This window comes from Planococcus beigongshangi (assembly GCF_016820495.1).
GTDB lineage: Bacteria > Bacillota > Bacilli > Bacillales_A > Planococcaceae > Planococcus > Planococcus beigongshangi.
The window spans coordinates 557,211-579,619 of the sequence record NZ_JADHDU010000002.1 but is presented as its reverse complement, the minus strand read 5'-3'; the positions used below and the strand labels follow the sequence as shown (position 1 = coordinate 579,619).

The window sequence follows — 22,409 nt, the reverse complement described above, 5'->3', positions numbered from 1 at the left end:
AGGGACTATGGCATTGCGGTACAGCATTCTTGATCAATCCCCGGTATCTGAAGGTAGTAATCCGGGGGAAGCATTGAAACAAACAGCAATGCTTGCACAAAAAGCGGAAGAATGGGGCTATACCCGTTTTTGGGTATCGGAACATCATGATGCTGCGACATTGGCGGGTTCTTCACCTGAAATTCTGATTTCCCACCTGGGCGCCGTAACGAAAACGATCCGGCTGGGTTCAGGCGGAGTCATGCTGCCGCATTATTCTTCCTTTAAGATTGCGGAAAATTTCAAACTGCTGGAAGCCCTGTATCCCGGAAGGATCGATGCCGGAGTCGGACGGGCGCCTGGGGGAATGCCTCGTGCCTCACTTGCATTAAATGAAGGGCGTTCGCGTAATGTCGACCGCTTTCCGGATCAGATCGATGAACTTTCGATGTATTTGAATGACGCGATTCCAGAGGAGCATATGTATCATGGCATGAAGGCAACGCCGCTTACAGACTCTGCGCCAACGATCTGGATTCTCGGTTCCAGCATGTCCTCGGCTTTATTGGCGGCTGACAAAGGCATGCCTTATATGTTCGCCCATTTCATCAACGGCGAAGGCGGACAGGATTTTACAAGGACTTACAGGGAACGGTTCGAACCTGCAGAAGGTACAGAGCCCTATGTGGGGTTTGCGATTTTCGCCGTCTGCCAGGCGACCGAAGAAGAAGCGGAGCGGGTGGCATCGTCACTCGACCTGGCATTGTCGATGGGCGCACAGGGAATGCCTTCAAAAGGCACGCCACCGCCAGATAGAGCACTTGCCTATGAATATACGAAGTTCGAGAAATTACTCGTTGAAGAAAACCGGAGAAGGATGGTTGTCGGAACCCCTGAACAAGTGGCTGACAGGCTTGAAACACTGGCCGCTGAATACCAGGCGGATGAAGTGATGGTGGTATCAATGGCATATGATTTCGATGATAGGCTGAAAACCTTTGAGCTTATTGCGGAAGAAATGAAAAACCGCAATCATGAAATGGCTGATAATAAGTGAAGAACAGAAAAGGACCGGCTGGAGCAATATCCTCCAACCGGTCTTTTTCGTTTTGCCGGCCTTATGCGCCGATCCCGATAAAATATTCCCGATAGGCAAAAAAAGTGAACAAGACCATGATCACCAGATACAGAATCGAACCGATCAGCCTCGACAATTCCATGTTCCATCCGGATGCCGGTCTGTCCCTGAATGGCCATATCCATCTAAACGGAAAAGAGCCTTTGCATCACTTCCGCAAAGGCTCTTTCCTCTCTATTCATTTAATCCGCTTTTTTTCAATCGCCACCAAAAAAGGCGGCGAGTGCTGCTGGTTGATGAACTGGTACTGCAAGACGTCAAATTGGACCTGCGGAAGCTGAGAGACAAATTCCATCACGGCATCCCGTTCTTCACTGCCGCCTTCATGGCCGGAATAAATGACGATGGCGACGATGCCATGGACCTTCAGCAAGTGAAGGCACTGGCTGATGGCTGCCAGGGTGGATCCGGCTTTTGTGATGATGCTGTGATCGCCTTTAGGCAGGTAGCCGAGATTGAAAACAGCGGCGCCGATCGGTGAAGTTACATGCTGATCGATTTCAGCATGGCTGCCGTGGATCAATTCGACATTGTGAAAATCCTTGACCCTTTCACGGGTTGCTTTGATGGCATCTGCCTGAATATCAAAGGCATAGACTTTTCCGTCTTCACCGACTAATTCGGCAAGAAATAACGTATCATGACCATTTCCGGCAGTGCCGTCAATCACGTGGTCACCGGCTTCAACGGCCTGCTCCAGCAAAAGTTTCGTAAAAGGGAGGACACGCATCAATGTCATGCTTCCACCGCCTTTTGAAATAATTTGCCCTGCCAGCTGCCGCGTTTTTCAAGTTCCGCGTCGATGCCGTTCAGCACATCCCATTTGTTGACGCTCCACATCGGGCCGATCATCAATTCGATGGGCCCGTCTCCGGTAATGCGCTGGACGATCATGTCGGGTGGAATGACTTCCAGCTGATCGGCGACCAGTTTGATGTATTCATCTTTTTCCAGGAATTCGACCATCCCTTTTTCGTACTGTTTGACCATCGGCGTCCCTTTCAATAGATGCAATAGATGGATTTTAATCCCCTGTACATCAAGCTTGGCAACTTCGCGGGCTGTTTCCATCATCATTTCCTTGTCTTCAAGAGGGAGGCCGTTGATGATATGCGTGCACACGCGGATCCCGCGGCTGCGCAATTTTTCGACGCCTTCCTTATACAAGTTAAAATCATGTGCGCGGTTGACAAGCTTTGCCGTTTCCTCGTGAATGGTCTGCAGCCCCAGTTCAACCCAGAGGTATGTCCGATCATTCAACTCGGCCAAATAATCAACCACGTCATCCGGCAGACAGTCGGGGCGGGTGGCGATGCTCAGGCCGACCACATTTTCCTGTGCCAGTGCTGCTTCAAATTTTTCTTTGATGACCGGCAGCGGGGCATGGGTATTGGTATACGCCTGGAAGTAAGCGATATATTTGCCGTCTTTCCATTTCTTATGCATTTTTTCTTTGATTTTTTCAAATTGCACTGGAATCGGATCGACGCGGTCGCCGGCAAAATCACCGGACCCGGCGACGGAACAAAAGGTGCATCCGCCGTATGCGACAGTGCCGTCCCGGTTCGGGCAATCAAATCCGGCATCCAGTGCGATTTTCATGATTTTATGGCCAAAATGGTCGCGCAGATGGCGATTCCATGTGTAATAGCGTTTGCCGTCTGAAGAAAAAGGCAGGTTCATATTCATATCCATAATAACAACTCCTCATCCTGTATTGTAGCATGGCTGGAATTTTCGCTCTAACGGCTGAAATATCTGATAATGGGTGTTCACCGAAAATTAACTTGTGGAGTGGCAGGAAATGGCATACAATGACTCTTGGAATTGAGCTAAGAGGAGATAAGAAGATGCCGAAACAAGTTTGGCTTTTAATCATTGGAATGCTCGTCAATGTCACCGGGAATTCATTTCTGTGGCCGTTGACGACGATATATATGCACGATCATCTGGGGAAATCCTTATCGCTCGCGGGACTCGTATTGATGGCGAACGCGGGAGCTGCCGTTATCGGGAATCTTCTTGGCGGCATGCTGTTTGACCGCATCGGCGGCTACAAGTCGATCATGGGGGGCATCATCGTCACCATTTTTGCGTTGACCGGTTTGACCATCTGGCATGATTTTGTGCCATTTGTCGTTTTCTATACGATCATTGGATTCAGCGGCGGAATCGTGTTCCCGAGTATGTATGCGATGGTTGGTACGGTATGGCCTGAAGGTGGCCGAAAGGCGTTCAACGCCATTTACCTGGCACAGAATGTCGGAGTGGCAGTGGGTCCGGCAATGGCAGGTGTGCTGGCTGCCATCTCGTTTGATTATATTTTTATGGCGAATCTGGGAATGTATGTGTTGTTTTTCTTCATCGCTTTATTCGGCTTTAAATCGATGTCGATTTCAGCGACTGCACATACCAGTGTGTTCAATGAAGGGAAGAAAATCCGCAATCGGGCGCCTTTCTATGCTTTATTGATCGTATCGGCCGGCTATTTGCTCTGCTGGGTCGGCTATGTCCAGTGGCAGTCGACGATTTCCGCCTATACGCAGGAAATCGGCATCACTTTGCCGCAATACAGTTTTCTCTGGACGTTGAATGGGGCATTGATTGTTCTCGGGCAGCCGCTCATCCGGCCGATCATCAAAAGGATCGAAGATAACATCAAGCAGCAATTGGTCATCGGCATAGCGATCATGATGGTGTCGTATCTGGTGGTGGCATTTGCGGAGCAATTCAGCATGTTCATCATATCGATGGCAATATTAACGATTGGTGAGATGTTCGTCTGGCCGGCAGTTCCGGCGCTTGCCAATCAATTGGCGCCTAAAGGCCGTGAAGGATTCTATCAGGGCATCGTCAACAGCGTCGCAACTGGCGGACGCATGGTGGGACCGCTCATGGGCGGAATCATGGTCGATCTGTATGGTATGCCGGCCCTATTCCTGCTCGTGACGGTCCTGTTGGTCGCTGCGATCGGAACCTCATTGATCTATGATATTCCTTTGAAGCGGAAAGAGGCGGAAAAGGAACGGGAAAAAGTGATGGTATAAGTAGATGAAGGAACTCCGCCCCGTGCGGAGTTCTTTTTGCTTCCGGTTGCGTTTAGGTGGGGACTTTGATTAAATTAGAATGAAAGCGTTTAAATAATGTGAATACTCATACATAAAGCTGAGGGGGCATAATAAATGAAACCGATTTACAGTTCTGCAAAAGAAGCGGTGGAACCGATACAGGACGGAGCGACCATTATGGTCGGAGGATTCGGCCTGGTCGGGATTCCGGAACAATTGATCCTGGCGCTGGTGGAAAAAGGCATCAAAGATCTGACGGTCATTTCCAATAATTGCGGCGTAGATGAATGGGGACTGGGACTGCTGCTGAAAAATAAACAGATCAAGAAAATGATCGGCTCCTACGTCGGTGAAAATAAAGAGTTCGAACGCCAGGTGCTGTCTGGTGAAATCGAAGTCGAACTGACGCCGCAAGGCACGTTAGCTGAAAAAATGCGCGCTGGCGGAGCAGGCATTCCGGCATTTTTCACTCCAGCTGGCGTCGGCACGACCGTTGCGGAAGGAAAAGAAATCCGTGAATTCGACGGCAAGGAATACGTACTGGAACATGCACTCCGTGCTGATTTTGCATTGGTACGGGCTGCCAAAGCCGATAAAATGGGCAATCTCGTTTATAACAAAACCGCGCAAAACTTCAATCCGCTGGCGGCGGCTGCCGGCAGAATTACGATCGCTGAAGTCGAAGAAATCGTTGAAACCGGAACAATCGACCCGAACCATGTCCAGACGCCGAGCATCTATGTGCAGGGATTGCTGGAAGCGAAACAGGAAAAACGCATCGAGCGTTTAACGACAAGACAGGCATAAGGGAGGAGACTGAGAATATGGATAAGCAAATGGTAAGAGAACGAATTGCGAGACGCGCTGAGAAAGAGATAAAAGACGGCGATTACGTCAATCTGGGAATCGGGATGCCGACTCTGGTGGCGAATTTCATATCAGATAATAAATCGGTCGTGCTGCAATCAGAAAACGGCCTGCTTGGCATCGGACCTTATCCGACTGAAGAGCAAGTCGATCCGGACTTGATCAATGCCGGAAAAGAAACTGTGACGACCATTCCAGGCTCCGCTTTCTTCACGAGTGCCGAATCGTTCGCGATGATCCGCGGCGGGCATATCGACGTAGCGATACTCGGCGGCATGGAAGTTGCCGAGAACGGCGACCTTGCCAACTGGATGATTCCAGGCAAAATGATCAAAGGGATGGGCGGAGCGATGGATCTGGTCCACGGTGCCAAAAAAGTCATCGTCATCATGGACCATGTATCGAAAGATGGTTCCGCCAAGATCAAGAAACAATGCGATCTGCCGCTGACCGGCAAAGGCGTCGTCAACAAAATCATCACGGAACGCGCAGTCATCGAAGTGACCGACAGCGGACTTGTGTTAACGGAAGTGTTTGAAGGCTTCAGCGTCCAGGATGTCGTCGATTCGACTGATGCACCGCTGAACACTGAAAACGTCAAAACATCCTGAGCCATTGCCAAAAATCGGCGGGTCGTATAGAATAGAAGGTAATAGCAAATGACTATGATGAGGATCAGTAAACCGTGTTTTATTCCCCCAGAGAGCCGGCGTTTGGTGCAAGCCGGTGGATAAAGCGGTTGAACTCGCCTTTGAGTCAGTGTATGTGAATCTAGTAATATGCACCGTTCTCCGCGTTAAGGAATCAAGTTGGGCGAGCAATCGCTAATTTGGGTGGTACCGCGGGTGATTCCCGTCCCTTATTTTTATAAGGGGCGGGAATTTTTTATTTTGAGGAGGAAAACACAATGACATTCAAGCACAAAGTTATCGAAAAAAAGTGGCAGCAACATTGGGAACAAAATAAAACTTTCAAACTGGAAACGGATTTCGACAAGCCGAAATTCTACGCACTTGATATGTTCCCGTATCCATCAGGCGCCGGACTCCACGTCGGGCATCCGGAAGGCTACACGGCGACGGATATCCTGAGCCGTATGAAACGCATGCAGGGCTATAACGTTTTGCATCCGATGGGCTGGGATGCTTTCGGTTTGCCGGCTGAGCAGTATGCACTTGATACAGGAAACGATCCGGCGGAATTCACAGCGAAAAACATCGCGACGTTCAAACGCCAAATCCAGGAACTCGGCTTCTCGTATGACTGGGACCGTGAGATCAACACGACGGATCCGAAATATTATAAATGGACACAATGGATTTTCATCCAGCTGTACAATAAAGGCCTGGCTTACGTCGATGAAGTGGCGGTCAACTGGTGTCCGGCACTTGGCACAGTCCTTGCAAACGAAGAAGTGATCGACGGTTTGTCGGAGCGCGGCGGCCATCCGGTCGAACGCCGCCCGATGCGCCAGTGGGTATTGCGCATAACTGAATACGCGGATCGTTTACTCGAAGATCTGGACGACCTTGACTGGCCGGAAAGTCTGAAAGACATGCAGCGCAATTGGATCGGAAAATCGGAAGGGGCGGAACTTGAGTTCCAAATCGATGGAAATGACCATTCCTTCCGTGCATTTACGACTCGCCCGGATACGATTTTCGGTGCGACTTATGCAGTCTTGGCGCCAGAGCACAAACTGGTTTCAAGTATTACAACACCTGAACAAAAAGATGCTGTTGAAAAATACATTGATGACGTAAAAACGAAAAGCGATCTCGAGCGCACAGATTTGGCAAAATCAAAATCTGGTGTATTCACTGGAGCTTACGCGATCAACCCGGCAAGCGGCGAGAAGATGCCGATATGGATTGCGGATTATGTATTGGCGACTTATGGAACAGGTGCCATCATGGCAGTTCCGGCACATGATGAACGCGACTATGAATTCGCGAAACAATTCGATTTGCCGATCGTGGAAGTTGTATCCGGCGGCAATATCGATGAAGAAGCTTACGCCGGCGACGGTGAACTGATCAATTCTGATTTCCTTAATGGATTGAATAAAACCGAAGCGATTGCGAAAGCGATCGACTGGCTTGTTGAAAAAGGTGTCGGCGAGAAGAAAATCACGTATCGTCTCCGCGACTGGCTGTTCAGCCGTCAGCGTTACTGGGGCGAGCCGATTCCGATCATCCACTGGGAAGATGGCACGATGACTCCGGTTGACGAGAAAGATCTTCCAGTAGTGTTGCCGGTGACTACAGATATCAAGCCGAGTGGAACAGGTGAATCACCACTTGCCAATATCGAAGATTGGCTGAATGTCGTACACCCGGAAACGGGATTGAGGGGCCGCCGCGAAACGAACACGATGCCGCAATGGGCAGGCAGCTGCTGGTACTACCTGCGTTATATCGACACGGAAAATGATGAAGCCATTGCAGATCCGGAACTATTGAAACACTGGCTGCCGGTTGATGTGTATATCGGCGGAGCCGAGCATGCGGTCCTTCATTTATTGTATGCGCGCTTCTGGCATAAAGTTCTATATGATATCGGTGTGGTTCCGACAAAAGAGCCATTCCAGAAATTATTCAACCAGGGAATGATTTTGGGTGAAGGCAATGAAAAAATGTCGAAATCCAAAGGCAATGTCGTCAACCCGGACCAGATCATCGAAAGCCACGGGGCAGATACACTGCGTCTGTATGAAATGTTCATGGGGCCGCTTGACGCTTCGATTGCCTGGTCGACGAACGGTCTTGACGGAGCGCGCCGTTTCCTTGACCGCGTATGGCGCCTGTTCATCGAGAATGATGCGTTGAGTGCGAAAATCGTTGAAGCTAACGACGGCAAAATGGAAAAAGTCTATCATCAGACTGTGAAAAAGGTGTCTGAGGATTTCGAAGGTCTGCGGTTCAATACAGCCATTTCACAGATGATGGTCTTCATCAATGAAGGCTATAAAGCGGATGCCATCCCGAAAGAATACGTGGAAGGCTTCGTGAAGATGCTGTCGCCGATTGCACCGCACGTCGCGGAAGAACTGTGGGAAAAACTTGGCCACACGGAAACGGTGACCTACGCGGCATGGCCGACATTCGATGAGTCGAAAATGGTCGACGATGAAGTGGAAGTTGTTGTGCAGGTGAACGGCAAAGTGAGAACGAAAATCGTTGTTGCGAAAGACAGCACGAAAGAGGAACTGGAAGCGGCAGCGCTTGCGGATGAATCCATCCAAAAAGCTGCGGAAGGCAAAGGGATCCGTAAAGTGATTGCGATTCCTGGGAAATTGGTGAATGTGGTAATTGCATAATTTAATGAAACCGGAGTTCGGGCTGAGAAGCTGGAGCTCCGGTTTTTTATTGGCTGAAATTGGAAAAAAGAATGCTGATATTTATTTGGATAGTATTTAGTCCGTTCCGGATAGTATTTTTAATATCTGGATAGTATTTCGAAATTCCGGATAGCATTTTAACCATTCCGGATAGTAAATCCTTAATTTGGAAAAAAATCTGTACAATATTGAAAAAAAGCCTTCGCAAAATTTTTGCGAAGGGTTTTCTGATCTATAATTGTGCTGCGAAATCTGCCGCACTTCTGCCGGCGACATTGCCGGTCACAAGAGCCGACGTAATATTATAGCCGCCTGTGTAACCGTGGATATCCAGGATTTCACCGCAGAAATACAGACCGGGCTTCTTGCGTGAAGCCATTGTTTTCGGCTCGATCTCCTTGATGGACACACCGCCGCCTGTGACGAATGCTTTTTCGATCGGCTGCGTGCCGGTCACTTCCATAGTGAAGGCGGTCAATTGTGACGCCATGGCACGGACTTTTTCACTGGCAAGCTCTGCACCGGTAACAGACGGATCGATTCCTGCGCGTGCCAGAAGAAACAGCAGCCAGCGTTCCTGTGCGAGACTCTTCCAGACATTTTTAACCGCTTTTTTCGGGTCGTCCTTCATCATTTTGAAGAGCAGCTGAAATGCGGATTCGGCATTTTCGTCCGGCATTGAATTGATGCGCATCTCTACGGGTGCGCCGCCCGTCTTTTTCATTTCCTTGACCACATACTGGCTGCAGCGAAGAATGGCAGGACCGCTGAGTCCGAAATGGGTGAACAGCATGTCCATCTGGTGTGTCACCAGAACTTTGCCTTTTTTATTCAACACTGAAACTGCAACGTCGCGGAGGGCTAGTCCCTGAAGGTCGCGGCTGACGATGAACGGCTCTTTTGACAGGAGCGGCACTTCTGTCGGATACAGGTCAGTGACCGTGTGGCCGGCTTTTTCCGCCCATGGATAGCCATCTCCTGTCGAACCGGTCTGGGGAACAGCTTTTCCACCGACAGCAAGGACAATCGCTTTCGCTGTGTATTCTTCGCCGGAATGAAGGCGGGCACCTGTGACTTTTTCGTCGGTCATCAATAATTTCTTGACCGGTGAATCAAGCAGGACTTCGACACCGAGCCGGTCCATTTCACGGAACATGGCATCGGCCACATCCTGTGCACGGTTCGAAACCGGGAACATGCGGCCATGATCTTCTTCTTTCAGCGCGACACCGAGCCCTTCGAAGAAGGAGATGATGTCCTCATTGTTGAATACGGAAAAGGGGCTGTAGAGAAATCTACCGTTACCTGGGATGTTTTTTACAATTTCCTCAAGCGGCAGGCGATTGGTGACATTGCAGCGTCCGCCGCCGGAGATGATCAATTTTTTACCGAGTTTTTTGCCTTTTTCGATCAAAAGAACTTTTTTGTTAGATGAAGCTGCGGCGATTGAAGCCATGAGGCCAGATGGACCTCCGCCGATGATAATGACGTCATACATAGTAGGAAGAACTCGCTTTCGTTTATTATTTGCTTGTAGGTGAGCATTGGGATCAGACTCCAGCCGCCCAGCTCTTCGGGGCATAAGCCGTTTTAGAGCTTAACGGGCACTTTCACTTTTCTTTAGTATACACGATGCTTCAATATCCGTTGAGTAATTCCTTCTATAGGTGTAAACTATCGGGTAGATTGTTTTTTTATCAAGAATTAGTCAGGAAGTGCAAAATGTCAACGTTAATCAAAGGAACGGCCATTTTGACGCTGGGTATGTTTTTATCCAAAGTGCTTGGTGTCATGTATATTATTCCATTCTACGGATTGGTCGGGGAAGAAAATATCGTCCTGTACCAATACGCATATATCCCTTATAACCTGATGCTGGCCGTCGCCATATCGGGGGCGCCGCTGGCTTTTTCAAAATATGTGGCAAAATACAATTCGCTGGGGGATTACGAAACCGGGCGGAGGCTACTGCGATCCGGTTTGCTGACAATGCTGATTACGGGTTTTATCTCGTTTCTCGCACTTTATTCGCTGGCGGATGTATTGGCCAAAATCACAATTGACCCGGATGACAAGATCTTTACGGAACAGGATGTTGCAGATGTCATCCGCTGGGTGAGCTTTGCCTTGATTGTCGTGCCCTTCATGAGTTTATGGCGCGGGTTTTTCCAGGGCTATAATTATATGATGCCAACAGCTGTTTCCCAGTTGCTTGAACAGATTATCCGCATCATTTTCCTTTTGGCGGGAGCTTATGTAGTCATCAATATTTTTGACGGAACGCCGAAGACTGCCATTCAGTTCGCGGTTCTGTCCGCAGCAATCGGTGCAATCGGTGGTGTCCTGGTCCTGTTTTACTACTGGAAAAAGCAGAAACCAGAATATGATCTGCTGCGTGCCAATTCAATCGACTCGTATGATGTCCGTCTTCGTGACATGTACAAGGAGATTCTATCATACGCACTTCCAATCGTTTTTCTGGGCGTGGCCAATCCATTATTCCAATTCATCGATATGCTGACCTTCAATATGGGGATGAGCCGAACGGACAATGCAGAAAATACCAGCCTGTATCTGGGAATCCTGAATTTGACGGCGCATAAGCTCGTTTTGATCCCGGTCATGCTGGCGACCGGATTTTCAATGGCTTTGATTCCATTGATCACGAAATATTACACGTTGAATGAACATAAATCATTGACGCGCACACTTGATCAGTCATTCCAGATGATCGTGTTCCTCACCTTGCCGGCAGTTGTCGGCATGACATTATTATCCGATGAACTGTATCATATCTTCTATAAGAACAGTGAAATCGGTTCAGAGATTCTTGCGCATTATCTGCCGGCAGCCATTCTATTTGCGCTGTTCCCGGTAACGGCTTCGATCCTGCAGGGGATCAACCAGCAGAAATGGATCGTTCTGAATCTTATGATTGGGCTTTTGCTTAAATTGTCATTGAACATCCCGCTGATCGCGATATTCGAAACAAATGGCGCCATTGCTGCAACCATCATCGGCTATTCCGGCGCAATCGCGATGAATATCGGTGTCATCATGGTGACGATGCAATACCGTTCATCCTTGGTTGTCAGGCGCCTTGTCTTCATCGTGCTGATGAATGCTGTGATGGCAGCTGCTGTCCTATTGGCATTGGCAGGGTTGGATCTGGTCATCGGTATGGAAACCAAATTACAGTCGATCATCCGGATTATAGTCGTCGGAGGGATCGGAGGCGCAGTATATGGCTATATCGCGCTCCGTACCGGTCTTGCCCAGAAGTTATTCGGTGAACGTTTGACAAAATACACCCGTAAATTGGGCTTCTAGGGGGCACTTATGCGTATCGATAAGTTTTTATCCAATATGGGTTTTGGTTCCCGAAAAGACGTGAAAGTTCTTTTGAAATCAAAAGCAGTGGAAGTGAACGGGGAAATCGTCCGTGATGCTAAGCGGCACGTCGATGAAAACGGCGATGTGATTACCGTGGATGGCGAGGCTGTTGAATATGTGGAATTCATCTACTTGATGATGAATAAACCGCCGGGTGTCATTTCAGCGACAGAAGATAAATATGATGAGACGGTCATCGATCTGCTCGGCGATGAAGAGCGGCATTTCGAGCCGTTTCCTGTCGGCCGCCTCGATAAAGATACAGAAGGCTTGCTGCTGCTGACGAATGACGGCAAACTGGCCCATGAATTGCTGTCACCGAAAAAGCATGTGGCGAAAACGTATTACGCGAGGATCGATGGACGGGTGACCGAAGAGGACGGCGTGGCATTCCGGAAAGGAGTCATTCTCGATGACGGCTACCAGACGAAAGAGGCGTTTCTTGAAATCCTCAGGAACGGTGAAGAATCCGAAATCGAATTGACGATAACGGAAGGGAAATTCCATCAGGTAAAGCGCATGTTCGAGAGTGTCGGCAAAACTGTTGTCTACTTGAAGCGCCTGTCGATGGGCTCGCTTCAACTGGATCCGGAACTTGAACTCGGTGAATACCGCTATTTGACGGACGAAGAATTGAATAACTTAAAAGAGAAAAAATGACCGCCATTGACTGGCGGTCATTTTTTATTGAAAGGTTATTATTAATATTGGACAGTCGACGGCGCCCTGATTAAACGGGCGCCGTCGTTTTTTGTTGTCTAGTCTCCGGCGGGCCAACTCTTCAGAGCAGAACGGGCCGTTTCCGCTTTTCGTTGTCCAGACTCCGATGGCCCAGCTCTTCGGGTCATAAGCCAGCTCAGCAGCCGTGGCCAAGGCCACTCTGCTGATCCGTCTTATGCCTGTCAGAGCTTGACGGGCATCGTCGCTTTTCTTCTGTTTAGTCTCCAGCGACCCAGCTCCTCGGGTCATAAGCCGGCCTAGCTCTGCGGTCAAGACCTCGCCGCTATTCCGTCTTATGCCTTTCGGAGCTAAACGGGTGCTGTCGCTTTTCTTGTCTAAGATGTCATCTTCACTTTTTTCTGCGTCGTTGTCCATTTGCCCCGAACTGGACTTGTCACCAAATCGTTAAAGGCTAACACATTCAAATCCCTTTGAATGGTGCGAGGAGTGATGCCGAATTCATCGACTAAATCTTGCGTAGTTACAGTCCCGTTTTCCAGGATGTACTTATACATATCTTTAATTCGAATGAGCATGCGATCCGTAGTAGGTTTCATAAAAGAGAACCACTCCTTCATCTTTTTTCCCATTGGCAAAGACTAGCGGACGAGCTGCCGGGGTATACCCGGCTGATTTTCTGCAAGTGTTTGAGACATCCCCCTAAAATATTATCTGCCAGTCCAACTAATCTGACAATTTGATTATAGCGAAAAAATGATTCTATATCCATATTTTTATTCTGATTTACTATAATTTACAATCCTTTTACACTTGAGAAATCACTGGAACAGGCAAAAAAAATTGTCCGCTAATTCTTTTAATCCGCCGGAAAAGGTGTACAATGGGGGTAATAAAAGCGGGGTGTTCATATGGATTGGCAATTGGAAGCGGAAAAAAGGCAGGAAAAGATGTTAAAGGAATTACAGGAACTGATTGCGATTCCGAGTATTCTCAGTGAAGACGCTGCACCGGACGCACCTTTCGGAAAAGAAGTCAAAAGGGCGCTGGACTGGTTTTTGGATAAAGGCCGCGAAAACGGCTATCAAGTGAAGAATGTGGATCATATAGCGGGTCATCTTGAAATAGGTGAAGGGGAGGAACTGTTAGGGATTCTCGGCCATGTGGATGTCGTACCGACCGGAGCAGGCTGGACGAAAGAACCCTTCGGCGGCATTATCGAAGATGGAAAATTATTCGGCCGTGGTGCCATTGACGATAAAGGGCCGACTATAGCTGCATGGACTGCGTTGAATATGGTGAAGGACTCAGGGGTAACATTCAATAAACGCATCAGGCTGATCATCGGAACGGATGAAGAAAGCGGCTTCCGCTGTGTCGGAAATTATTTTCAGAAAGAGGAAATGCCGACGATCGCTTTTGCACCGGATGCAGATTTCCCGATCATCAATGCAGAAAAAGGGATCGCCGGACTTGTGTTTTCACAGCTCACTTCAGGAAAAAAAGATCAATTGGCCGCGTTTCGTTCCGGCGACCGGACCAATATGGTGCCTGATTTGGCGACAGCAACTCTAGCCGGCAATCTGGCTGACTGGAAAGAAAAGATTGAAGCGTTCACCAATGAACATGATGTCCCTTTTTCAATCGTTGAAGAAAACGGACAGGTGAGGCTGACTGTCCACGGAAAATCGGCTCATGCGATGGAACCGGATGACGGCATCAATGCCGGAGTCCTGTTGGCTTTATTCCTGAGAGATCACCTGTCGGGCGATGGCAAGGCATTCACGGATTTTATAGTGGATCACTTTTACAGGGACTCGAGAGGCCGGTCACTGGGGCTGGAATTCAACGACGAAGTTTCAGGCGATACAACGTTCAATGCAGGTATCATGCGTTATGATCAAAAAAAAGGTGGAATAGCCGAAGTCAGTATGCGGTATTCAATCACGTATCCTTTCGACGAAAAGACAGCTGATTTTGAAGTGGAAGGTTTTACACTTAATATCCATTCCAATTCCAAACCGCATTATGTCGATGAAAAGGACCCGTTCATCAAAACTTTGCAGGACGCTTATGAAAAACAGACGGGTGAACCAGCTGAGCTCCTGGCAATCGGCGGCGGCACGTATGCACGCGTCATGGATAAAGGCGTGGCGTTCGGCATGCTGTTCCCAGGTGAGAGGGACGTCGCCCATCAGCTGGATGAATTTGTCGACATCGCCAATTTGACGAAAGCGGCAGCGATCTATGCAGAAGCCATTTATCAATTGGCTTGTCAAAAAGAAAATTAATTTTAGGGGACTGCATTTCCGCAGTTGAAATATCAAAAAACATCACTTTTGAAAGAAGGAATGGAAATGGATTGGATTTTACACAACGACGAGTTTATCCAGGAAGTGGATCTCAAGATTTCCAAAGAGGACCGCGGCTATCAATTCGGTGACGGGATATATGAAGTGATCCGTGTATACGGGGGCGACCTTTACACAGCAAAAGAGCATATCGACCGCTTTTATGCGAGTGCCGAAAAAGTGAAGATCGTGGTGCCCTATACAAAAGATGTGTTCCACAAATTGATGTATGATCTGGTCGAACGAAATGAAATCAATAACGGACAGGTATATGTACAAATCACACGCGGAGCTTTTATGCGCCAGCACCATTTCCCGTCCGACACTTCGCCGGTAGTCGTGGCATATACCAAATCTGTGGAGCGTCCGCTTGAATTGATGAGAAACGGCGCACATGCGATTTTCCTGGAAGACATACGCTGGCTGCGCTGCGATATCAAGAGCCTGAATCTGCTTGGCAATGTCATGGCAAAACAGGAAGCTTATGAAAACGGCTGCTATGAAGCAGTGCTTCATCGCGGTGAAGTGATAACAGAAGGTTCGTCTTCGAATATGTATGGCATCAAAGACGGCATTCTTTACACGCACCCGGCGACGAACCTGATCCTGGACGGCATCACGAGAAGAACGATTCTCGGACTTTGCGACGAACTGGGCATCACAGTTCAGCAAACACCAATGACAAAAGATCAGGCGCTCGACATGGACGAGTTCTTTATGTCATCTACCACTGCCGAAATCATTCCATTGACTCAAATCGACGGAAATAAAATCGGGACGGGCGAACGGGGCACACTGACAGAAAAATTACAGAAGGCATTCGAGGCTAAATTGAATCTGGGCGTCCAGATCTGACAGTGAATTTTGAAAACAGTGTCCGGCAACTGCCGGCCGCTGTTTTTTTGCTTTCATTTAAATGGTAAACTGATGAGAGGTGATCATTATGAGCATTCATTATTTTATCGGAATCAAAATCCCCCTGCCAGCAGCCGGGAAAATGACTTCCCAGCGCGACACCTGGAATCTGGAGAGCCACAGGCGCCATCCTCTGGCGGAGGACCTTCACATCACTTTGCTGTTTCTCGGAGGAGATCCCCATGGAGAAATACATGCCGTTGCAGAAGCACTGGCAGAAATCAGCCATCCTCCATTCGAGCTTGAAATCAGCGGTGTGGCCCATTTCGGCATTCCCGAGCGACCCCGGGTGGTCTACGCAGCGCTGGAAGAGAATGAGCAGCTGAACGGTTTGCAGGGGAAAATCAGTGAGACGCTGAGAGCGTTTCAATTGAGCCCTGACAATAAGCCATTTGTTCCGCATATCACACTCGCGAACAAATGGCGCGGGCAGGATGTGTGGGAGCAGCTTCCGGAAATCGAAACCGATCATTTCAAAGCTTGCGAATTCGCCTTGTTTCGAATTGATCCTGCCGGTACACCAAGATATATTCCAGTAAGAACCTATAAATTGAAAGATGGCGTGTAAGCACGTCAATGGGCGAAGTCAGATGAGAACTATATTCGTTATCAATCCGGCAGCCGGCAACGGCATTGCCATGAAGAAATGGCTGAAGTTCAAAGAAACGATCCGTTTTCCATTTGAACTTGCAGTCAGCAGGTATAGCGGTCATGCGGTGGAAATCGTAAAGGGGCTGCATGATTCATCCGAACCGGTGCTGGTTATCGGTTTTGGCGGTGATGGCACTCTCCGGGAAGTGATTGCCGGAGCAGCCGGTGCACCGCAGCTGATTGTCGGTTCTGTTCCGGCAGGTTCGGGAAATGATTTCAGCCGCGGCTTCCATTCTTTTGCGGATGCCGGGGAAATTGCAGCATTTTTGCAGAATCCGATTGGCAAGAGACAGGATCTGGGTCAGTTTGCGGACGATGACGGCCATTACTTTGTCAGCAGCTCGGGTATCGGTTTTGACGCTGACATCTCAGTGAAAGTCAACCGCTCTGTTCTGAAGCGCCTCCTCAATAAATTAGGGCTTGGCAAACTTGTTTATTTGATCTACGTAATTTCTGCATTACTGACTTTCCGGCTGTTTACGCTTACAGTCGAACAGGACGGCAAAACGCTCCAGTTTGACCGCGTCTGGTTCGCGACGGTCAGCAACCAGCCGTATTTCGGAGGGGGCATGAAAATTTCCCCGCATTCCATAACCGACGACGGCATCCTGGAACTTACCGTCGTGAACCGTCTTTCGCGATTGAAACTGCTGCTGGTTTTTGGTACGGTATTCAGCGGGAAGCATCTTCAGTTCAAGGAAGTCCACCAACTGAAGGGAACCGATTTTTTATTGGCAACGGACCGCCCGGTTTACCGCCATGTGGACGGCGACGGTGCGGGAAGGACTCCTGAAAAACGCAGCATCCGCTATTCAGTCAGCCTGGATGGCTGGCAATCTGTAAATAAATGATGGAAAGAGGAAGTAGAAATGAGAGCGAGATATAAACCATGGGCATCTGAATTGATCGAAGCCCATCCGGAAATCGTGATTCCGGAACCGGAAAAGTTAAAAGGGAAGTGGCAGGAGGAGTTCGGCAATACGAATCCGCTGCACATCGAAGCAGGGACCGGCAAAGGCCGCTTCATCACTGGAATGGCGCTTGCCAATCCGGATGTCAATTACATCGGCATCGAATTGTTCGACAGTGTCATCGTGACGGCGCTTCAGACCGTATTGGACGAGGAAAACGGAATACCGAACCTTCGCCTATTGCGGGTGAATGCGCAGGAAATGACTAATTTCTTCGAGAAAAATGAAGTCGACCGCCTGTATCTGAATTTTTCCGATCCATGGCCGAAAACGCGTCATGCCAAACGGCGCCTGACACATGAATCGTTTTTGAAACTGTATGAGACGGTTCTTCCGAAAAACGGGGAAATCCATTTCAAGACGGACAACCGCGGTTTATTCGAATATTCACTGACAAGCATATCTGCATACGGCATGCTGTTGAAGGATGTGTCACTCGACCTTCACGCCAATGAACCGGAATGGAACATCATGACCGAATACGAAGAGAAATTTAAGAAAAAAGGCCAGCCGATCTACCGGATGGAAGCGCAATACAATTCTTAAAGTGGGCTAAGGGGGATGGATGATGGAAAAATTTGACTTTCATGAAATGACATTGACATGGCTTGACGGGGGAACCACGAATCTGGACGGCGGCACAATGTTCGGCGTCGTGCCGAAAGTGGTGTGGTCGAAGAGGTATCCGGTGAATGAAAAGAATAATATCGAATTGCCGACGCATCCGATACTGGTCCAATTCGACGGACATAATCTATTGATCGACAGCGGACTGGGCAGAGGCAAATTGACCGACCGCCAGCTGCGGAATCTGGGGGTTTCTGCAGAATCATCATTGGATGAGGAGTTGGCTGGACTTGGTTTGTCGGCAGCGGATATCGATGCCGTATTGATGACGCATCTTCACGGCGACCATGCAGCAGGTCTTACCATGAAACAGGGCGACGAATACGTATCGGCTTTCCCGAATGCGAAAATTTACGTTTCTGCGGTTGAATGGGAGGAGATGCGCAATCCCAATATCCGTTCACGCAATACGTACTGGAAAGAGAACTGGGAGCCTGTGCAGGGTCAGGTCGAGACATTCAAGTCGAAGCTGACGCTGTTCGGGGCGATCACGATGATCCATACAGGCGGCCATTCAAACGGCCATGCGGTCATCAAACTGGAGAGCGGCGGGGAAACGATCCTCCATATGGGCGACATCATGCCGACCCATGCCCATCAAAATCCATTGTGGGTGCTCGCATATGACGACTATCCGATGGATTCGATCTTCGCGAAAGAGCGGCTGATGAAAGAGGCGCTCGAAAACGGCTATTATTTCTCGTTCTACCATGACGCCTATTACCGTCTGCTGAAGTGGAATGAAGACGGCAAAGATATTATCGAAGCCGTGACATATAAAGAGAAGAATAGCTAGTTTTGCAAAAGGCATCGCTTCGGTGGTGCCTTTTTTGATTTATTTGGATGAAGATTGGGTGACCGCAACTAGATAAGGTGAATTAAAGAAACGACATCTATCTGCCACTTCGTCACTTTGGACAGTGCAAAGATTATGCTGCTCAAGTTCATGGCGCATCTTGCCTCCCGCAATAAGCCGAGAAGAGCACTTGTCCTATATCCCAATTAAAACAATAAAAATGGCTGCCCGATAAGACAGCCATTGCAGTTTCAACACATATAAATTTCAATCTAAACCCAAGCCTAAAACCCGAAATGCGCTTTAATCATTTCGGCCGCTTTTTCAGGAGCGAGGCCCGTATTGTTCAGGCGCATATAATTATCAGCCTTGATCTCATCCTGGAAAGAATTCAGGCGATAGATTTTATTGGATTTGAGCATTTCCCTTTCGGACGAAACGAGATTTCTTTTGGTCGGCTTGTGCGCGAGACGGTTTCCGCTTTTGTTTCTGATCAGTCTTTCCTTGATATCGGCTTCGAGTTCGACGAAGTATATTTCAGCGCCCTGTGCCTCGAATAGGGCAACGGCTTTGTTGACGAAATCCCAGTCTTCCTGCTGGTCGAACGCCCATACATATGTAAAGATCATGCCGTATTTACCGCTGCGCGCAAATGAAGTGAAAATCTCTTCGCGAAGCATGGTGGAAATGCGCCACATCTCCTTTTCAAAACCGAAGAACGGTTCCAATAAATCGATGGTCATGTGATTGTGCAATAATTTCAGGTCGGTGATTTTCGCCAATTCCTGGCCGACAGTCATTTTTCCGACAGCATGCGGGCCGAACAGCAGGACAAATTTCATGTTTCTTCCTCCGGACTTTCTGGATTTCGATAAAAAAACTGCAGGCAAGCGATGTTTCAGGCGCTTGCCTGCAGTGTGGATTAAACTTTTGATACTTCTACGACTGCGCCTGTATAGGCGTCAGCCATGAACTCGAATTGCTCCAGTTCATCGTCGCGGTGGCGGGTGATGCCGCCTTTATAGACATCCGTCGTGATGGCGTGCTGAGTATATGGCTCGGTTTTCATATAAATCCATGAACCGTCGATCGGCCCTTCTTCTTTGAATGAAGTTTTGACTTGTTTAAGTACTTCTTCCGCCGGATAAAGCTTTTGAGTGCGGTCAACCATTTCTTTGATGACGTACGTTGCAGCGACTCCTGTAGCGAAGCCAATCAATAAATCACGATTTTTCAATTGAATCCCTCCCATAATTGCTGGCTAAATTGTACCATACATCATAAAAAAACGAGAAATGAAAGCAGTGAAGAATCAAAACAAATTTCGTTTTTCGAAATTTAAAGTGGAAATAAACTGATAAAAGCTCTAAACTGAAAAGAGGCATTTCATATAGGAGGAAGTTTTATCATGAATCATGAAACAAGAGAACTTTTCAAAACCTTAACAGAATTGCCAGGAGCTCCTGGCAATGAACATGCAGTTCGTAAATTCATGAAACAGCAGCTGGAATCTGTTTCCGATCGAATCATCCAAGATAAGCTGGGCAGTATTTTCGGCGTCAAAGAAGGCGAAAAAGATGGCCCGCGCATCATGGTTGCCGGACATATGGATGAAGTCGGATTCATGGTGACGCAAATCACCGATAACGGCATGATCCGCTTCCAACCGCTTGGCGGCTGGTGGAATCAGGTAATGCTTGCAACGCGTGTCGAAATTATCGCTGGCGATCGGGTGATCCCTGGGGTCATCGGATCGATTCCTCCGCATTTACTCAGCGAGGAATTACGCAGTAAGCCGATGGAGATCAAAAACATGCTCATCGATATAGGTGCGGATGATAAAGAGGATGCATTGTCGTTCGGCATCCGTCCAGGTCAGCAGATCATCCCTTACAGCCCGTTCACGCCGATGGCAAACGATAAGAAAATCATGGCGAAAGCTTGGGATAATCGTTACGGATGCGGCCTCGCAATTGAATTGTTGCGTGAACTGAAAGACGAAAAACTGCCGAACCAATTGTTTTCTGGAGCGACAGTGATGGAGGAAGTCGGCCTTCGCGGCGCGCAGACTGCAGCGAATATGATCGACCCGGAACTTTTCTTCGCACTTGACGCCAGCCCGGCAAACGATGCAACAGGCAATGTAAACGAATTCGGCCAATTGGGTAAAGGGACCCTTCTCCGCATACTCGACCGTACGATGGTCACACACCGCGGCATGCGGGAATTCGTACTCGACACTGCTGAATCGAATCGTATCCCTTACCAGTATTTCATTTCGCAGGGCGGCACTGATGCAGGGCGTGTCCATACGGCAAATGAAGGTATACCGAGTTCCGTGATCGGAATCTGCTCGCGTTATATCCACACTTCCTCATCGATCATCCATACCGATGATTATGCGGCGGCGAAGGAATTATTGGTGAAACTGGTGAAAGCGGCTGACCGCACCACAGTGGATACAATCAAAAATAACGTCTGAAAAAGTGCCCTTGGGCACTTTTTTTCTATAGAAAGGGAGAAGTACGAGATGGAAAAATTAAAAATTGCCGTGGCATCGAAAAATCCTGCGAAAGTGAAATCGATGAATGATGTGTGCACTGAACTGGGCATACTTGCCGAAATCACTGCTGCTGAAACCGACTCGGGGGTTTCGGCACAGCCATTTTCTCTTTCCGAAACGCGTCTTGGCGCAGTCAACCGGGCAACAGCGGCACTTGGATCCGGGGCAGATCTGGCTGTCGGACTTGAGGGTGGCGTATTTGAACTCGAAGGCGCTCTATATCTCTGCAATTGGGGAGCATTGGCGACTGCTGAAGGCGGCGTCTATACGGCAGCCGGGGCGCAGATCCCGCTGCCGGACAGCATTGCCGAAAAATTGCTGGCAGGATATGAGCTCGGGCCGTTGATGGACAATTTTGCTGACGAAACAGGCGTCCGGAACCATAAAGGAGCCATCGGCATTTTGACTGCCGACGGGGTGAACCGCGGAGAGATGTTCGGACATGTCGTCAAACTGCTAATCGGGCAGTGGCGGTTCTACAGCGCTTGAGTTGCATGTGCATACAAACATCTTTAAAATAGGTATCAGCATAGCAGGGGAGGAAGACGTGTGAAACGGTCAGCATTTATCATGGGAATTACAGCATCTCTATTTCTGTTAACGGGTTGCATGGCGACTCCGGAAGAACGCCTTAATGCCGGATTAACGGAAACCCGGGATGCGTTCGAAGAGGAAGCGCCCGAAACCAATGAAACAGCCGGACAGATAGAGTTGTACCTGCCGGGGGGCTATGATATCGAAGAGCCTTCAGATGATCATAATGTCATCATTACAAAAGGGAGCGACTCATACGTCCTGTTCATCAATCCGAATGAATCTGCGGACAGTAAATTCTTCTATGGACTTCAAAAGGCGAACGAAGAACAGCAGTGGATCATGGATCAGACTTTCGAGCAGAATGGCCGTTTCGGTTTTACCACTTTGCGGGAAATCGCTGAAGACCGAATTGAGATCGTAGTCAGCACAGGCGGTGTCAAAATGACGACCATATCCGAAGAGTCGGATGTTCCTGGCAATATGGAATGGATGATGAAAACAGTCCGCTCGGTCGAAGCGGGAAATTGAGGAGAAG

Annotated in this window: 22 protein-coding genes and 1 other annotated feature; of the genes, 16 read left to right on the top strand and 6 right to left on the bottom strand. The window is 48.7% G+C overall.

The features are described from left to right. Nucleotides 1-7 precede the first annotated feature (7 nt). Complete coding sequence (locus IQ294_RS06950) at nt 8-1,036, top strand: LLM class flavin-dependent oxidoreductase (protein ID WP_203333274.1); 1,029 nt, start codon at nt 8-10, stop codon at nt 1,034-1,036. Between the two features lie 259 nt (nt 1,037-1,295). Here the strand turns inward: IQ294_RS06950 and mnmM are convergent, their stop codons facing one another. Further along, nucleotides 1,296-1,856, bottom strand: a complete 561-nt coding sequence (gene mnmM / locus IQ294_RS06945) for a tRNA 5-(aminomethyl)-2-thiouridylate-methyltransferase MnmM (protein ID WP_203333273.1) — start codon at nt 1,854-1,856, stop codon at nt 1,296-1,298. Then, on the bottom strand, nt 1,853-2,806 hold the full coding sequence (mnmL, locus tag IQ294_RS06940; RefSeq protein ID WP_203333339.1) for a tRNA modification radical SAM protein MnmL/YtqA: 954 nt from the start codon (nt 2,804-2,806) through the stop codon (nt 1,853-1,855). The genes mnmM and mnmL overlap by 4 nt, the downstream gene beginning before the upstream one ends. A 161-nt stretch (nt 2,807-2,967) precedes the next feature. On the opposite strand from mnmL, the gene IQ294_RS06935 reads away from it, so the two are divergent. The 4 genes from IQ294_RS06935 (at nt 2,968) to leuS (ending at nt 8,371) form a co-directional block, all read left to right on the top strand. Further along, on the top strand, nt 2,968-4,164 hold the full coding sequence (locus IQ294_RS06935) for an MDR family MFS transporter (RefSeq protein ID WP_203333272.1): 1,197 nt from the start codon (nt 2,968-2,970) through the stop codon (nt 4,162-4,164). Nucleotides 4,165-4,299: 135 nt separating this feature from the next. After that, complete coding sequence (locus IQ294_RS06930) at nt 4,300-4,992, top strand: CoA transferase subunit A (RefSeq protein WP_203333271.1); 693 nt, start codon at nt 4,300-4,302, stop codon at nt 4,990-4,992. A 17-nt stretch (nt 4,993-5,009) separates the two neighbouring features. Continuing rightward, entirely contained in the window at nt 5,010-5,663 is a 654-nt protein-coding gene (locus IQ294_RS06925; RefSeq protein ID WP_203333270.1) for a 3-oxoacid CoA-transferase subunit B, read from the top strand. 45 nt (nt 5,664-5,708) lie between these two features. After that, nucleotides 5,709-5,915 (top strand) — a binding site (T-box leader). A 44-nt stretch (nt 5,916-5,959) separates the two neighbouring features. Next, nucleotides 5,960-8,371 (top strand): leucine--tRNA ligase, encoded by a 2,412-nt coding sequence (leuS, locus tag IQ294_RS06920; protein WP_203333269.1) that lies wholly within the window; start codon nt 5,960-5,962, stop codon nt 8,369-8,371. A gap of 253 nt (nt 8,372-8,624) precedes the next feature. On the opposite strand, the gene IQ294_RS06915 is transcribed toward leuS, so the two are convergent. Beyond that, a complete protein-coding gene (locus tag IQ294_RS06915; protein WP_203333268.1) occupies nt 8,625-9,890 on the bottom strand; it encodes a BaiN/RdsA family NAD(P)/FAD-dependent oxidoreductase in 1,266 nt (421 codons plus the stop codon). Nucleotides 9,891-10,114: 224 nt separating this feature from the next. On the opposite strand from IQ294_RS06915, the gene IQ294_RS06910 reads away from it, so the two are divergent. Then, nucleotides 10,115-11,722, top strand: coding sequence for a putative polysaccharide biosynthesis protein (locus IQ294_RS06910; protein WP_203333267.1), 1,608 nt, complete (start codon nt 10,115-10,117; stop codon nt 11,720-11,722). A 9-nt stretch (nt 11,723-11,731) separates the two neighbouring features. Further along, nucleotides 11,732-12,445, top strand: a complete 714-nt coding sequence (locus IQ294_RS06905; protein WP_203333266.1) for a pseudouridine synthase — start codon at nt 11,732-11,734, stop codon at nt 12,443-12,445. Nucleotides 12,446-12,840: 395 nt separating this feature from the next. Here the strand turns inward: IQ294_RS06905 and IQ294_RS06900 are convergent, their stop codons facing one another. Beyond that, the gene (locus IQ294_RS06900) at nt 12,841-13,062 is read right to left on the bottom strand and encodes a DeoR family transcriptional regulator (RefSeq protein ID WP_033541578.1); all 222 of its coding nucleotides are present in this window, start codon (nt 13,060-13,062) and stop codon (nt 12,841-12,843) included. A 312-nt stretch (nt 13,063-13,374) separates the two neighbouring features. On the opposite strand from IQ294_RS06900, the gene pepV reads away from it, so the two are divergent. The 6 genes from pepV (at nt 13,375) to IQ294_RS06870 (ending at nt 18,774) form a co-directional block, all read left to right on the top strand. Next, complete coding sequence (pepV, locus tag IQ294_RS06895) at nt 13,375-14,754, top strand: dipeptidase PepV (protein ID WP_203333265.1); 1,380 nt, start codon at nt 13,375-13,377, stop codon at nt 14,752-14,754. A gap of 66 nt (nt 14,755-14,820) precedes the next feature. Next, nucleotides 14,821-15,669 carry a D-amino-acid transaminase gene (gene dat, locus IQ294_RS06890; RefSeq protein ID WP_203333264.1) on the top strand — a complete coding sequence of 283 codons (849 nt, stop codon included), beginning with the start codon at nt 14,821-14,823 and terminating at the stop codon, nt 15,667-15,669. A gap of 88 nt (nt 15,670-15,757) precedes the next feature. Next, nucleotides 15,758-16,297: an RNA 2',3'-cyclic phosphodiesterase gene (gene thpR / locus IQ294_RS06885; RefSeq protein WP_203333263.1), complete on the top strand. Its 540-nt coding sequence runs from the start codon at nt 15,758-15,760 to the stop codon at nt 16,295-16,297. 22 nt (nt 16,298-16,319) lie between these two features. Continuing rightward, on the top strand, nt 16,320-17,231 hold the full coding sequence (locus IQ294_RS06880) for a diacylglycerol/lipid kinase family protein (RefSeq protein ID WP_203333262.1): 912 nt from the start codon (nt 16,320-16,322) through the stop codon (nt 17,229-17,231). A gap of 18 nt (nt 17,232-17,249) precedes the next feature. Next, a complete protein-coding gene (trmB, locus tag IQ294_RS06875) occupies nt 17,250-17,897 on the top strand; it encodes a tRNA (guanosine(46)-N7)-methyltransferase TrmB (RefSeq protein WP_203333261.1) in 648 nt (215 codons plus the stop codon). Between the two features lie 22 nt (nt 17,898-17,919). Next, on the top strand, nt 17,920-18,774 hold the full coding sequence (locus IQ294_RS06870; protein WP_203333260.1) for a YtnP family quorum-quenching lactonase: 855 nt from the start codon (nt 17,920-17,922) through the stop codon (nt 18,772-18,774). Nucleotides 18,775-19,058: 284 nt separating this feature from the next. Here the strand turns inward: IQ294_RS06870 and IQ294_RS06865 are convergent, their stop codons facing one another. Next, entirely contained in the window at nt 19,059-19,616 is a 558-nt protein-coding gene (locus tag IQ294_RS06865; RefSeq protein ID WP_203333259.1) for a DEAD/DEAH box helicase family protein, read from the bottom strand. An 80-nt stretch (nt 19,617-19,696) separates the two neighbouring features. Next, entirely contained in the window at nt 19,697-20,011 is a 315-nt protein-coding gene (locus IQ294_RS06860) for a hypothetical protein (protein WP_203333258.1), read from the bottom strand. A gap of 171 nt (nt 20,012-20,182) precedes the next feature. On the opposite strand from IQ294_RS06860, the gene IQ294_RS06855 reads away from it, so the two are divergent. From IQ294_RS06855 to IQ294_RS06845, 3 genes are read left to right on the top strand one after another with little or no spacing between them, the layout of a single operon-like run. After that, on the top strand, nt 20,183-21,256 hold the full coding sequence (locus IQ294_RS06855) for a M42 family metallopeptidase (protein WP_203333257.1): 1,074 nt from the start codon (nt 20,183-20,185) through the stop codon (nt 21,254-21,256). Nucleotides 21,257-21,304: 48 nt separating this feature from the next. Next, a complete protein-coding gene (locus IQ294_RS06850) occupies nt 21,305-21,826 on the top strand; it encodes a DUF84 family protein (RefSeq protein WP_203333256.1) in 522 nt (173 codons plus the stop codon). A gap of 60 nt (nt 21,827-21,886) precedes the next feature. Further along, nucleotides 21,887-22,402 carry a hypothetical protein gene (locus IQ294_RS06845; RefSeq protein ID WP_203333255.1) on the top strand — a complete coding sequence of 172 codons (516 nt, stop codon included), beginning with the start codon at nt 21,887-21,889 and terminating at the stop codon, nt 22,400-22,402. Nucleotides 22,403-22,409 lie beyond the last annotated feature (7 nt).